Raw genomic sequence first — 14931 nt, 5'->3', positions numbered from 1 at the left:
ATCCCCGCATTATCATTTTCATGTACATACTCAGAATACAAAAGTACATTAGCACGCTTGCCATCCTCACGCAAGAAGAAAGCGGGTGAACTCAGTAGAAATTCATGCGGAAGAATAGCATGTGCGGAACATACCATGGAAACAGATGATTCACGCTTTCTCAATCAGAATCACATCACTGGTTTCCGGAAGATCCTTTGTAAAACCGGCACGGCTTGCCAGCAGATAATATACTGTCCGGTTCTGTACAGGAATATATCTGGATTTTTCCTTTAACAATTCCAGTTCCTTCAGCCCGATTTTCTTTTCACGGTATTTGCATTCACCGATGATGATATGACTTGTATCAAAGGCGATGACATCCACTTCACTTTCATGCCATCTGCCTTGATCCATGACATTTCCCCACCATTTGCCAACGGTCTGCGGCATGAAGGGAATCTTTCCGGTTAGGGCATAGGAAAAGCATTTCTCCTGGATGATTTCCTCATATACAAAGCCAAGATATTCATTAAGCTGATTTTTGAGAATGTAATCTGCACATCTCTCACCAACAGCAGTGATCATGGAAATGTTTGGCTCCACAAACGTGAAATGGAACCGCAGCAGACGGTCAATGATCTTGTATCTTGCACCTCTGTCTTTGCTGGAAAGCGGGTTTGCAGCAACAGCAATAATTTCCAGCTCTTCCAGTTTTTTCAGATAAGCGAAAACAGCTCTGCTTTCAAGACCGCATTTTGAAGCAATCTGGCCTGAATCCTTCTCACCACTTCCAATAGCACGTAAAACATTTGCATATACCGTAGGATCCTTGAATTCCTGCAGCAGATAATTTGCAGACTCCTGAAACAGCCTGCCATTGCGGTTGAAATAGAGATGCCTGACGGCTTCATCAACAGACGGATATTTCTTGAAGAACATCACATATTGGGCGACACCGCCCGTTTCGCCATATACCTGTACAGCATCATCAAAGTCAGGAAACAGCTGCCAGACTTCATCAAATGTAAAGGGGCGGATTTCCAGAATTTCATCAAATCTGCCATAAAGAGGCGATTCGCGGTCAGAAACCTGGTGTTTCATGAAGGAACGGTTTGAGCCCATCAGAATCAGCTTGATTCCATTCAGGCCATGATCAATGATCCATTGAAATTCTGTAACAGTATCTTTTTTCTTCTTGCAGAGAAAAGGAAATTCATCAATGACAATCAGGTCAACTTTCCGATCCCGGGAAATATAGGTAAAAACATCACGAAATGTCTGCAGAGAATCAAGTATGGTATCGCCCGAATAATACAGCTTCAAAATACTTGTAAAGTCCTTCAGGCATGTATTGTAGTCATAGCTTGTGCACTGATAATACAGAATGCGGTCTGTAGCGTGAAGATCCATATAGTGCGTAATGAATTCTGTCTTTCCGGTTCTGCGTCTGCCATAGACTGCCATTGCTTTACTGGATACGTTTGAACAGAAATTCTGAAGTGTAAGAAGTTCCTGCTCACGGAAATAGAACATGGTAAACCCTCCTTTCTGCTAACATCAGGCTAATAAGCAAATCTAAATTTGTCAAATTCAGATTAGTCAAATCAGGATTTGCGAAAAGCAGGCTATGCATGAACGAGCAAGATCTTGTCAGGCGCATTCTGCCGTGATGGTTTCATCTTCTTGTGGAAATTGGCATGGCATGATCTTTGCAAATGTTGACAGCTCACATATAATAAGAAAGCAAATGCAGGGAAGGGAAGAGTACTCTTTATCTGATATGAAGCGAGCTGGTATATGGTGGAAGGCCGGTATGGAGGGGAAGAGGAAGATGGTCCTGGAGCAGGCTGTGTGAATGTTGAGCATGGCACGTTGGCTGCGTTAAAGCTGTTGAGTGGTCTGTGAATTGCAGGCAAGATAAAGGTGGTACCGCGTGAAATACGTCCTTTCAGCAGGACGTTTTTATTTTATAAGGAGGTGCAGCAGATGAGTGATAAGGGAAAGTACTATATTACGACGGCCATTGCCTATACGAGCGGAAAACCGCATATTGGCAATGTGTATGAGATTGTCCTGGCAGATGCCATTGCCCGTTATAAGAGACTGACGGGTTATGATGTCCGCTTCCAGACTGGTACAGATGAACATGGCCAGAAGGTGGAAGAGAAGGCAAAGGCAGCCGGTGTGACACCGAAGGAGTTTGTTGACAAGGTTTCCGGTGAGATCAAGGAACAGTTCGATGTCATGAATGTGTCTTATGACAAGTTCATCCGGACAACCGATCCGTATCATGAGAAGCAGGTGCAGAAGATTTTCCGCCGCTTCTATGAGCAGGGTGATATTTATAAAGGAAAGTATGAGGGCATGTACTGCCAGGAGTGTGAGGCGTTCTATACCAAGAGCCAGCTGACGGCAGATGGCAAGTGCCCGGTATGCGGCCATGATGTCAAGCCGATGGAAGAGGAAGCGTACTTCTTCAAGATGAGCAAGTATGCACCGCGTCTGATCAAGTACATTGAGGAACATCCTGACTTCATCCAGCCGGAGAGCAGAAAGAATGAAATGCTCAACAACTTCCTGAAACCAGGCCTGCAGGATCTGTGTGTATCCCGTACAAGCTTCTCCTGGGGCATTCCGGTCGACTTTGATCCAAAGCATGTCATCTATGTGTGGATTGATGCTTTGAGCAACTATATTACCGGTCTTGGCTATGACGCTGATGGCAACAGTTCTGAGCTGTACAAGAAGTACTGGCCGGCTGATCTGCATCTGATTGGCAAGGACATTGTCCGCTTCCATACCATCTACTGGCCGATTATGTTAATGGCACTGGGTGAGCCGCTGCCAAAGCAGGTATTCGGTCATCCGTGGCTGTTAACCGGTGATGCAAAGATGAGCAAGTCCGCCGGCAATGTCATCTATGCGGATGATCTGGTATCCCTGTTTGGCGTGGATGCTGTACGTTTCATCATGCTGCATGAGATGCCGTTTGCCCAGGATGGCCATGTGACCTATGACCTGATGATTGACCGGATCAACTCTGATCTTGCCAACAACCTCGGCAACCTGGTCAACCGTACACTGTCCATGGAGAACAAGTACTTCAATGGCCTGGTCTCCAATCCGCATGATGATGAACCGGTGGATGAAGAGCTGAAACAGGCTGTCAGTGACACGGTCCGCCTGGTCAATGCCAAGATGGATGAGCTCCGTGTGGCAGATGCGATCCAGCTGATTCTGGATCTGTTCTCCCGCTGCAACAAGTACATTGATGAAACGATGCCGTGGTCTCTGGCCAAGGATCCTGGCAAGAGCGGCCGTCTGGCAACGGTTCTCTACAACCTGCTGGAAGCCATCCGTACGGCAGGCGTACTGCTGAAGGCATATTTGCCGGATACAGCAGATAAGATTCTCAAGAGTCTGAATACAGTACACACTGACTACGATTCCATCCAGAGCTTTGGGCAGCTGGAAACCGGCATTACGATCACGGATCATCCGGAGATTCTGTTCGCCCGTCTGAATGAGAAGGAAGTCATGGCCAAGGTTGATGTGATCAATGCACGCATTGCCAAGGAAAGAGCTGTGCAGGCCGAGAAGAAGCAGGAAGTCACGGTCGATGACTTTGACAAGCTGGATCTGCGGGTTGGCAGAGTGGTGTCCTGTGAACATCATCCCAATGCGGACAAACTCTATGTCCTGCAGGTAGATCTGGGTGAGGATAAGCCAAGACAGATTGTGTCCGGTCTGGCAAGCTCCTATACACCTGGTCAGGTCATTGGCAAGAACATCGTTGTGATTGCCAACCTGAAACCGCATGTCTTCCGCGGTGTGGAAAGCAGGGGCATGCTCTTGGCGGGAAAGAATGACAAGGAAATTGCTGTGGTTGAAGTAAACGGTCTCAAACCGGGAACGAAAATCTGTTAAAGTAAGAGGAGATGTGAAAGCATCTCCTTTTTGGAGGTTTCATGAATAAAAGATATGCACTTGTAATAAGACCGGATGAAACTTCGGCAAAGATCGCAGATCAGCTGCGGAAAAGACTTGCGGTATATGGCTGTATGGAAGATCCTCACATGCCGCAGACAATCTTTGTCATCGGCGGGGATGGCACTTTCATCTATGCCGTACATGAATATATGCCCCACCTGGATGAAGTATGCTTCTATGGCATTCATACCGGGACACTCGGCTTCTATACAGATTATCTGGATACAGATCTGGATGCGTTTGTTTCTGCCTATGTCAATGACCAGTGTACAGAAGTCCGCTATCCCATCCTCAGTGCCCACTATGATGGCCATGAAGTACATGGCATCAATGAAATCCGGATTGAAAATGCAGCAAGGACACAGGTCATGGAAATCTATGTCAATGACAGAAAGTTCGAGGATTTCAGGGGCACCGGCATCTGTGTGTGCACCCAGCTTGGCTCGACTGCGTATAACCGTTCTCTGGGCGGGGCAGTGATCCAGGAAGGATTGCGCTTTATTGAGATGACAGAGATTGCCGGCATTCATCATGTCAAATACAGATCACTGGGTTCACCGATTGTGATGTGTGAGAATACCCAGCTGCGCTTTGAATCGGAAAGCTTTGACCATGCATTATTAGGAGTAGACTCAGATGTTCTGCCGCTGGATGGTGTTAAAAGCATCACCATGCATACATCCCCGGATCTTTCGGTCCGCATGCTCAGAGGCAGACAGGTCAGCTATTTTGACAGACTGAAGAGCCTGTTCTGAAAGGAGGAAAGTGACAATGCAGAAAATCTGGCACTCATTCTATGAACTGCTGAAAACGCCACTGGAGATCATGGTTGTCGGATATGTCTTTCTCGGCATTGGCAATCTGCTTGTCAATCCAGTTTTCAGCATCCTATATACCGTCCATTCCGGATGGCTGACGACGGCCGCAATGATTTTGTCCCGGACCGGTTCTTTCCTGATCGTCAACTTTCCATTGCTGTTTCTGATCCGTCTTGTATCAAGACGCTCTTCTTCCTATACAACTGTTCTGGCAGCAATAGGCGGCTACGCTGCATTCCTTTCTGCCACCATGGTGCTGCACAGCAATTCCCTTCCTGCCAGTGCCTATTCCTCTATCCTTGGCATTTCGATGTCACAGAGCGTGAAGTACTCCAGCCAGACAGTGACGGTATATCCTTTGCAGACAGGTGTCTTTGCCATGGCCATTGTGGCAGCGGTGACAATCTTCTGCTTCCGCCATACAAAGAATGTACCGGAACAGGGCAGTCACTTCTCATTCAGCAGTGTCGTCTTCGTCAAGACCGTCCTGCTAAGTGCATTATGCGGCATTGTGATTGCACTTGTCTGGCCGTATCTGGTTGCAGTGTTAAACAGAGGCATCAGTTTCCTGGCCAGTGATACAAGCTCATCTGTCATGCTGGGCTTCTATGGCGTGCTGGACAGGATCTTTGGCGTGCTGAACCTTGGCACTTTGTTCAGGACACCATTCTGGTACAGTACGCAGGGCGGCTCCTGGGTGAGTGCAGCGGGTACAACCATCACCGGCGATGCCAGTGTATGGACTGCACAATACTCTGCCGGCGCCCTCAACGGCATGGCCGGCCGCTACTTCACACCATATTACATCCTGAATATCTTTGCAGTACCTGGTCTGCTCTGGGGCACACTTTCACTGACCACAGACAGAACCATACGCCGCCGTCAGGCTCTGACTGTTTTCCTGCTGACAATTGTCTCTCTGTTTTCCGGCATTCTGCTGCCGGCAGAAATTGCTCTTCTGTTTGTGGCACCGCTTCTGTTTGTGATTCACCTTGGCCTGACCGGCATCCTGTTTGCCCTGCTGCAGGGACTGCAGATCTACCTTGGCTACTATACAACCTCTTCACTGACAATGGTCGCCATGCCCGGAACCCTGATGGAACTGCTTGCCTATCTGCAGACAGAAAGCCTGCGCTCCTCCATCCTGAAACTTGTTCTGATCGGTGCAGTCTGCTTCCTTGTCTGGTTTGCCGCATCCCGTCTTTACTTCCGCTATCTTGCTCTGGATCTGTTCAAAGGCGGCCGGGCAAAGGAGCTTATCCTGGAAACAGAGCGCGCCGTCGGCGGCCTGTCCAATATCGTCCGGGCAGACAGTTCCTTTGATACCCTGTATATCAGTCTCTATGATCAGAGCATGATTGATACGGAACGCCTGATCAGACTGGGCGGAGTAAGAGTACTGGAAACACCGGATGGCGTGGCAGTGACCTGCGGTCCCGTGAGCACAATGGCGGCAAGGAGTATCAGGAATGGAATACGCAGCGGTGTCAGAGACACAATGTAATCCAACAAATAGCACAGGCCGCTGGTAAATCTCCCCGCCTAAGCGCTAACGCACTATAGAAGGAGCTTTGGATGAAAGAAGCGTATTCAAAATAATGGTATTTGGGTTTCCCGCATATGGCGGTGAGACCCTTTTTATGCTAGTGTTGAGTTGCATAAATGCATAGGAGTTACAGACATGAGTGAGGAAAAGAAAGCTTTTGATGTGGCTGCGCTTGGCGAGCTTCTGATTGATTTTACAGAGAATGGAAAATCAGAGCAGGGCAATCCTCTTCTGGAGGCCAATCCGGGCGGTGCACCATGCAATGTTTTAAGCATGCTGTCCCGTCTGCATCGCAAAACAGTCTTTATTGGCAAGGTTGGCAAGGATGGCTTCGGCCAGATGCTTGCCCGTACGATTGTAGAGCAGGGAATCTCAGATCTGGGCCTGCGGTATGATGACAAGGTTCATACAACTCTGGCTCTGGTATTGAAACTTCCAAATGGTGACCGTGACTTTGCGTTCTACCGCAATCCGGGTGCGGATGTGGACCTGCAGGCAGATGAGATTGATGAGCATCTGATTGCTAATTCCCGTCTGTTCCACTTTGGATCGCTGTCTTTGACAGATGAGCCTGCCCGCAGTGCGACCCGTCTGGCAGTGCGCTTTGCCAAGGCCCATCATCTTCTGATTTCATTTGACCCAAACCTGCGTGAGCCGCTGTGGCCGACGCTGGATGCAGCAAAGGAACAGATTGACTGGGGCATGCAGCAGGCAGATATCCTGAAGATCTCTGACAATGAGATCCAGTGGTTTACAGGTTATGATGACTTTGACCAGGGGATTGCGTATCTGCAGCAGAAGTATCCGAATCTGAAACTGATTGCGCTGTCCAAGGGACCGGATGGCAGCAGTGCCTTTGCCAATGGTGCCCGTGCGGATGTGCCTGCCTTTCTGCAGAATGGCACGATTGAGACAACCGGTGCCGGTGATACGTTCTGTGCATGTGTGCTGGATACTGTATTGTCAGAAGGTATGGAAGGACTGGATGAAGAGAAGCTTCATGCGATGCTGGTGCGTGCCAATGCGGCGGCATCGATCGTCACAACACGCAAAGGTGCTCTGCGTGTGATGCCAACTGAACAGGAAATCAATGCATTTATCAAGGGGGAGAATTAATTTATGGCATTGGACTATAGAAAGTGTGCGGAAGAGATCTATTCCCATCTGGGTGGAAAAGACAACATCGCCAGTGCTGCACACTGCGCAACGAGACTGCGTCTGGCAATTGTCGACAACAGCAAGGTAGATGTCAAGGCAATTGAGAACACAGAGGGTGTACAGGGTGTCTTCAATTCCAATGGACAGCTGCAGATCATCATCGGTACTGGTACGGTCAATAAAGTCTATGATGAGTTTATTGCCGTGTCAGGTGTCGCTGCTGGTTCCAAAGAAGATGTCAAGGCAGCAGCGGCTGCCAACATGCCGTGGTGGAAACGTCTGATCAAGACACTTGGTGATGTCTTCGTTCCGATTCTGCCGGCCATCGTCGCTGCTGGTCTGATGATGGGCCTGGTCGAAGCACTCGGCCATGCCATTCCGAACTTTGCGTCCACTGACTGGTATGGCTTCCTGGATATGGCTGCCAACACAGCCTTCACGTTCCTGCCTGTACTGGTAGCGATCAGTGCTGCCAAGGTATTTGGAGGCAATGTCTATCTGGGTGCTGTCATTGGTCTGATGATGGTCCATCCAAGCCTGACCAACGGTTGGAATGCCGCTGATGGCTACAAGGTATGGTACCTGTTTGGCCATGGTCTGAAGATTGGCAGCTATACACTTGGCCAGGTCAACCAGTTAGGCTATCAGGGCCATGTCATTCCGATTGTCATCTCTGTCTATGTCATGAGCAGCCTCGAGAAGTGGCTGCACAAGCATGTGCCGGAGATGATCGACCTGTTTGTCACGCCGCTGACAACCGTTGTTGTCACGGCACTGGCAACCTTCATGGTCATCGGCCCGATCTTCTCTGCATTGGAAACACTTGTTCTCAACGGTGCTACATGGCTGGTTGCCAACCCGATCGGCGCCGCGGCAATGGGTGCGCTGTATCCTGTCACTGTCGTCATGGGTCTGCATCACATGTACAACACGATCGAGCTTGGCATGCTTGCCCAGGGTCATCTGAACACCTGGATGCCGATTGCTTCAGCTGCCAACTTTGCCCAGTTCGGTGCCTGCCTTGCCGTAGGTCTTAAGACAAGAGACAGACATACCAAGGCACTGGCTGTGCCGGCTTCCATGTCCGCTTCTCTTGGCATTACCGAGCCTGCCATCTTCGGTGTCAACCTGCGTTTCTTCAAGCCGTTTGTCGCTGCTATGATCGGCGGTGCCGCCGGTTCTCTGGTTGGGGCCATCACCGGTCTTGGCGCAACTGCCAATGGTGTTACCGGTCTGCCGGGCTATCTGATTGCGTCGAATCCGCTGACCTATACCATTCTGTTAGCTGTATCCTTTGCGGTTGCCTTCGGCATCACATTTGTAACCTTCCGTGATAATAAGGAAGTCGAAGAAGAAGGCGGCGAAGAGCCGGAGATGGAGACAAAGGATGTCTTCACAACCGAGAAGGGCAACGTTGCTCAGCCGGTTGCCGGCAAGGTCATTCCTGCTTCTGAGATTGCAGATCCGATGTTTGCCCAGGAAACCATGGGGCCGTCTGTCGGTATTGAACCATCAAACGGTACAGTTGTAGCGCCGTTTGATGGCAAAGTCACAATGCTGTTCCCGACCAAGCATGCCATTGGCGTCACATCCAAGGATGGCATTGAAGTACTGATTCACATTGGCATTGATACCGTCGCAATGAATGGTGATGGCTTTGAAGCCTTTGTCAAACAGGATGATGAAATCACCAAGGGACAGAAGCTCATCCACTTTGACCGAAAGAAGATCAAGGATGCCGGACATCCGGATACGGTCATTGTGGTCGTAACCAATGGTGCCCAGTTCACAGATCTCAAGAAAGCTGCATGACGAATCAGTCAATAAGAACTTTCTGATGGAGAATCATTAGGATTTTCCACCGGAAAGTTCTTTTTTTGCTCTGAAAATATCTTACATGATCCTTAACACATCATCATACATGACTTGCTATTTGCTGAAATGTCAATGCTGGTCATGCTTTTTGTACTTGCAACAGATGCTATAATAGCGGGGCAAATTAAGGGGAGGCGCTATGGCAGAAAAGTATTCACCGATGATTGAGCAGTATCTGAAGGTCAAGGAACAGTATCCGGATACGATTGTGTTCTACCGCATTGGTGATTTTTATGAGATGTTTTTTGATGATGCCCAGCTTGCCTCCAAAGAGCTGGATCTTGTATTAACGGGAAAGAATGCTGGTGTGCCGGAGCGGATTCCAATGTGCGGTGTTCCCCACCATGCCGTTTCTTCCTATGTGCAGCGGCTTGTGGCAAGAGGCTACAAGGTAGCCATCGTGGAACAGATGGAAGATCCTAAGAAAGCAGTCGGCTTAGTCAAGCGTGATGTGATCCGCATTATCACACCTGGCACCGTCATGGATGAAATCACCGATGACAAGAGTTCTGTCTATCTTGGTGCCATCTGTGATTATGGCTATGGATACAGCTTTGCCGTAGTCGAAGCCAGTACCGGTGAAAACTTTGTGGAAGATGTTGCCCACAAGGATACTGTGCTTGTCCAGACGGTCATGAAGAACAATATCCGTGAGGTGGTTGTCAGGGAAGGCTTCCCGCAGCGTCTGATCAAGTCTTTGCGGCAGATGCAGGTTGTCATTTCCTATTGCGAGGAAGATGGCATTAAGAGTGAATATGAGCCGTTATGCGAGAATCTGAAGAAGGACTATGAGCGCTCTGCCTATGGCCTGATGCTCAACTATCTCGAGCAGACGCAGAAACATATGCTGTCCCATCTGGAAACATGCCAGATTGAAAATGAAGAAGATTTCCTGGATATGGACTATGATACCCAGCGCAATCTGGAGCTGACCGTGTCGCTGCATCCCAATGGCAAGAACATTACGCTCTGGTCGTTTCTGGATAAGTGCAAGAGTGCGATGGGATCGCGTCTTCTGCGCCGGTGGATTGAAAAGCCGCTGGTCGATCAAAAACGCATCAATGCCCGATATGACTGCGTGCAGTATCTGTGCAACAACTTCATGATGCGCCAGAACCTGCGCGATGCGTTGGATGGTGTGTATGACCTTTCCCGTCTGATTGCACGCTGTGCGATGATGTCTGCCAATCCGGTTGATCTTGTGCGTCTTACCAAAACCCTTGCGGCCGTGCCGTCCGTACTTGCCTGCATCCAGGATGATGCCTTTGGCAGGCTGAAGGATGTGGATCCGCTGACGCCATTATATGATCAGCTCAGGGATGCCTTTGTCGAAAATCCGCCGGTTGTTTTGAGCAATGGAGGCGTCTTCCGCGATGGCTGCAATGCCAGCCTGGATGAAGCCAGACAGATGGCACGCTCCGGTCAGGATTTTATTGCCAGCATGGAAGCCTCTGAAAAGGAACGTACTGGCATTAAAACCCTGAAGATCGGATACAACAAGATCTTTGGCTATTATATTGAGATTTCCAAGGCTGCTGCACAGCAGGTAAAACCGGAATGGGGCTATGTGCGCAAACAGACGCTGACCGGCTGTGAGCGTTTTATCTCACCGGTATTAAAAGAAAAGGAAGACATGATTCTGCATGCCCAGGAGAATGCGGTCAATCTGGAGAAAGAGCTCTTCAACAATCTTCTCCATGAGATCCAGGGCTATCTGCCCCGTCTGCAGAAACTGGCATCTGTGCTCAGTGAGATCGATGTGCTGCAGGCTCTGGCGGAAAGTACGTCTTCCTATGGCTATGTGCGGCCGGTGTTTGATGATGACGTGCTGGACATTGTCAGCGGCAGACATCCGATTCTGGATGAGCTGATGAAAGATCCCCGCTATATAGCAAATTCAGTGCACATGGATGCTAAGGAGAGTATTCTTCTCATTACCGGTCCGAACATGGGTGGTAAATCGACCTATATGCGCCAGACAGCACTGCTTGTCGTCATGGCCCAGATGGGCTGCTATGTACCTGCCAAGTCATGTAAGATGCCGGTGTTTGACAAGATCTTTACGCGTATTGGCGCTTCTGATGATATCCTGTCTGGTCAGTCTACATTCATGGTAGAGATGAGTGAAGCTAACCGTGCCCTGCAGAATGCCACACCGCGCTCTTTGATTCTGTTTGATGAGATTGGCAGAGGCACCAGTACGTATGATGGCATGGCACTGGCCCAGGCAATGATTGAATATATCGCAGCCTGCGTGCATGCCAAGACGATGTTTTCAACCCACTACCATGAACTGACGACACTTGTCGACTCGATCGGCTGTGTGCGCAATATGCATGTGGCTGTGAAGGAAGACAACGACAAAGTGACCTTCCTGTATCGGATGAAGGATGGGCCGGCGGGCCATTCGTATGGCATCAATGTCGCGCGTCTGGCAGGTCTGCCGGACAGCGTGCTGGAGCGTGCCAAAGATCTGCAGAAACAGCTGGAAAGCAAGAAGCGGGTTGTGCAGCAGAGCTATCAGCTGATTGAAATGAAGAAGGAAGATACAGAGGCAGAGACGATCATCGCCCAGCTGAAGGAGGCTGATGTGGATAATATGAGTCCGCGCCAGGCGTGGGTGATGCTTTCGGATCTTGTGATGGAGGCAAAGAAGGATTCCAATGGCAAATGATAAGCTGATTATCCGGGGGGCAAAGGAAAACAACCTGAAGAATATTTCCCTGGAAATTCCGAAGAACAAACTGGTCGTGATGACCGGACTTTCCGGCTCCGGCAAGACATCTTTGGCCTTTGACACGATTTATGCCGAAGGGCAGAGAAGATATGTCGAATCACTGTCTGCCTATGCCAGACAGTTTCTGGGCGGTGTGGAAAAGCCGAATGTTGAGATGATTGAAGGACTGTCTCCGGCTATTTCCATCGACCAGAAGACAACATCCAACAATCCGCGTTCTACCGTTGGCACGGTGACGGAAATCTATGACTATCTGCGTCTGTTATATGCAAGATGCGGCGTGCCGTACTGTCCGCATCATCATATTCCGATTACCGGTCAGACCATTACCGAGATGGTGGATGCCGTCATGGCCCTGCCGGAGCGTACCAGACTGACTATCATGGCACCGATTGTCAAAGAGAAGAAGGGTACCTTCAAGGATACCTTTGCCAAGCTGCTGAAGGATGGCTATGTGCGTGTGCGGGTGGATGGTGAAATCCGCATGCTGGAAGAAGACATTGAACTGGAGAAGAACAAGCGCCACCGCATTGATGTCATTGTGGACCGCATCATCAAGAACGATGATTCCAAATCCCGTATTCATGACTCTATTGAGACAGCTCTTTCTCTGGCAGACGGCATGGCAACGGTGCTTGCCGGTGACAAGGAAATGCTGTTTTCCAGCAACTATGCCTGCAAGATCTGCGGCTTTTCTGTACCGCATCTGGAGCCAAGACTGTTCTCGTTCAATGCACCATTGGGTGCCTGTCCGGTATGCCATGGCCTTGGCATTACCGAGGAAGTCGACATCAGTAATCTGATGCCGGATCTTTCTCTTTCGATCAGAAAGGGTGGCATTCGCTACTATAAGAATCTGGTCGATACCGACAACATTGAGTGGCAGACTTTCTGTGTGCTGTGCAAGGCCTATGACATCGATCTGGATGCGCCGCTGTCATCCTTGAGTGACTATCAGATGCAGCGCATTCTGCATGGTTCTGACAAGCCGATCCGTTACCGCATCACCTCTTCCGGCGGCAATACGTATTCCCGCAATGACTATATTGAAGGCGTCAAGGATCTGATTGAACGCCGGTATGTTGAGACAACTTCTTCCTGGAACAAGGATTACTATCATTCCTACATGGCAGAAACACCATGCCGCCAGTGCCATGGCGACCGTCTCAATGAACAGGCTTTAAGTGTCATGGTTGGTGACAAGAACATCGCTGACTTCACGAAGATGAGTGTCAAGCAGGCTCTGCTCTGGCTGAATGATCTGAAGCTGGATGCAGAGAAGGCAAAGATTGCGGATCTTGTCATCAAGGAAATCCGCAGCCGTCTGCAGTTCCTTTCCAATGTCGGCCTGGATTACCTGACTCTGGACAGACTGGCAGGCACGCTGAGCGGCGGTGAGAGCCAGCGGATCCGTCTGGCTACCCAGATCGGCTCCCAGCTGTCCGGCGTCCTGTATGTCATGGATGAGCCAAGCATCGGCTTGCACCAGCGTGACAATGCCAAGCTCATTGCGACCATGAAGAGCATGCGGGATCTTGGCAACAGCCTGATTGTTGTCGAACATGATGAAGAGACGATGATGGCTTCTGACTGGATCGTGGATATCGGCCCGGGTGCCGGCATCCATGGCGGTCAGGTTATGGCCAACGGCACCCCGCAGCAGGTCATGAACACACCGGGATCCATCACCGGTGATTACCTTGCCGGAAGAAAAATCATTCCGCTGCCAAAAGAAAGAAGAAAAGGCAACGGTAAGTTTATCGAACTGCGCGGCGTCCAGGAACATAACCTGAAGAAGATCAATGTGAAGTTCCCGCTTGGTGAGCTGGTGCTGGTCACCGGTGTATCCGGTTCCGGCAAGAGTACGCTCGTCAATGATGTGCTGATGCAGGCAGTGCTGCAGAATTTAGGCAGACAGAAAGTGCATCCAGGCAAGTTCAGGTCGATCAAGGGTCTGGAGAATATTGACAAGCTTGTGCAGATTGACCAGGCACCGATCGGCAGAACGCCGCGTTCCAATCCAGCTACGTATACCGGTGTATTTGATGATATCCGCGATGTGTTTGCCCACACGCCTGAGGCAAGATTAAGAGGCTATGACAAGGGCCGCTTCTCGTTTAATACAAAGGGCGGCCGCTGTGAGGCCTGTCAGGGTGATGGCGTCAAGGTCATCCGCATGAACTTCCTTCCGGATGTGTATGTGCCATGTGAAGTGTGCCATGGCAAGCGCTATAACGAAGAAACCCTGCAGTGCACGTACAAGGGTAAGAACATCTATGATGTCCTGGAGATGTCAGTGGAAGAGGCGCTGCAGTTCTTTGGCAATCATCCCAAGATCAAGCGTAAGCTGCAGACGCTGTATGATGTGGGCCTTGGCTATATCAAGCTCGGTCAGGCAAGTACAACCCTTTCCGGCGGTGAGGCACAGCGTGTCAAGCTGGCTACGGAACTGCAGAAAGTGGCAACCGGCAGAACAGTATACATCCTGGATGAGCCGACCACCGGTCTGCATACGGATGATGTCAAACGTCTGATTGCCGTGCTGGAAAGAATCGTGGATGGCGGTGATACGGTCATTGTCATTGAGCACAATCTGGATGTCATCAAGTGTGCTGACTGGATCATTGATCTTGGTCCGGAAGGCGGTGACGGCGGCGGTACGGTTGTGTGCACAGGCACACCAGAGCAGGTGGCAGCCTGCAAGGAAAGCTGGACCGGACAGTATCTGATCAAAGCGCTCAAGTGGACAAAAGAGCATGATCATCATGAAGGAAATGAAAAAGCTGCCTGAGGCAGCTTTTTATGTGACGGCAGTATGAAATTGT

The 14931-nt window shown here is 49.8% G+C and carries 8 protein-coding genes and 1 other annotated feature; of the genes, 7 read left to right on the top strand and 1 reads right to left on the bottom strand.

Annotated features, from left to right (window positions below; genetic code table 11):
• Positions 1-150: 150 nt before the first annotated feature.
• Positions 151-1515 carry an ATP-binding protein gene (locus MOZ60_RS01340; RefSeq protein ID WP_370595370.1) on the bottom strand — a complete coding sequence of 455 codons (1365 nt, stop codon included), beginning with the start codon at positions 1513-1515 and terminating at the stop codon, positions 151-153.
• Positions 1516-1725: 210 nt separating this feature from the next.
• Positions 1726-1933: a binding site (T-box leader), on the top strand.
• A 35-nt stretch (positions 1934-1968) separates the two neighbouring features.
• On the opposite strand from MOZ60_RS01340, the gene metG reads away from it, so the two are divergent.
• The 7 genes from metG (at position 1969) to uvrA (ending at position 14897) form a co-directional block, all read left to right on the top strand.
• The gene (gene metG, locus MOZ60_RS01335; protein ID WP_371832616.1) at positions 1969-3909 is read left to right on the top strand and encodes a methionine--tRNA ligase; all 1941 of its coding nucleotides are present in this window, start codon (positions 1969-1971) and stop codon (positions 3907-3909) included.
• A gap of 41 nt (positions 3910-3950) precedes the next feature.
• Positions 3951-4727, top strand: coding sequence for a diacylglycerol kinase catalytic domain-containing protein (locus MOZ60_RS01330; protein WP_370595368.1), 777 nt, complete (start codon positions 3951-3953; stop codon positions 4725-4727).
• Between the two features lie 16 nt (positions 4728-4743).
• Complete coding sequence (locus MOZ60_RS01325; protein ID WP_370595367.1) at positions 4744-6294, top strand: PTS sugar transporter subunit IIBC family protein; 1551 nt, start codon at positions 4744-4746, stop codon at positions 6292-6294.
• 177 nt (positions 6295-6471) lie between these two features.
• The gene (locus tag MOZ60_RS01320; RefSeq protein ID WP_370595366.1) at positions 6472-7452 is read left to right on the top strand and encodes a PfkB family carbohydrate kinase; all 981 of its coding nucleotides are present in this window, start codon (positions 6472-6474) and stop codon (positions 7450-7452) included.
• A 3-nt stretch (positions 7453-7455) separates the two neighbouring features.
• The gene (locus tag MOZ60_RS01315; RefSeq protein ID WP_370595365.1) at positions 7456-9306 is read left to right on the top strand and encodes a PTS sucrose transporter subunit IIABC; all 1851 of its coding nucleotides are present in this window, start codon (positions 7456-7458) and stop codon (positions 9304-9306) included.
• Positions 9307-9508: 202 nt separating this feature from the next.
• On the top strand, positions 9509-12043 hold the full coding sequence (mutS, locus tag MOZ60_RS01310) for a DNA mismatch repair protein MutS (RefSeq protein WP_370595364.1): 2535 nt from the start codon (positions 9509-9511) through the stop codon (positions 12041-12043).
• The gene (gene uvrA, locus MOZ60_RS01305; protein WP_370595363.1) at positions 12033-14897 is read left to right on the top strand and encodes an excinuclease ABC subunit UvrA; all 2865 of its coding nucleotides are present in this window, start codon (positions 12033-12035) and stop codon (positions 14895-14897) included. The genes mutS and uvrA overlap by 11 nt, the downstream gene beginning before the upstream one ends.
• The last annotated feature ends 34 nt before the right edge of the window (positions 14898-14931 follow it).

The sequence above is a fragment of the Grylomicrobium aquisgranense genome (assembly GCF_033971865.1).
Classification (GTDB): domain Bacteria; phylum Bacillota_I; class Bacilli_A; order Erysipelotrichales; family Erysipelotrichaceae; genus Bulleidia; species Bulleidia massiliensis.
This window is presented reverse-complemented; position numbering and strand designations above follow the sequence as displayed.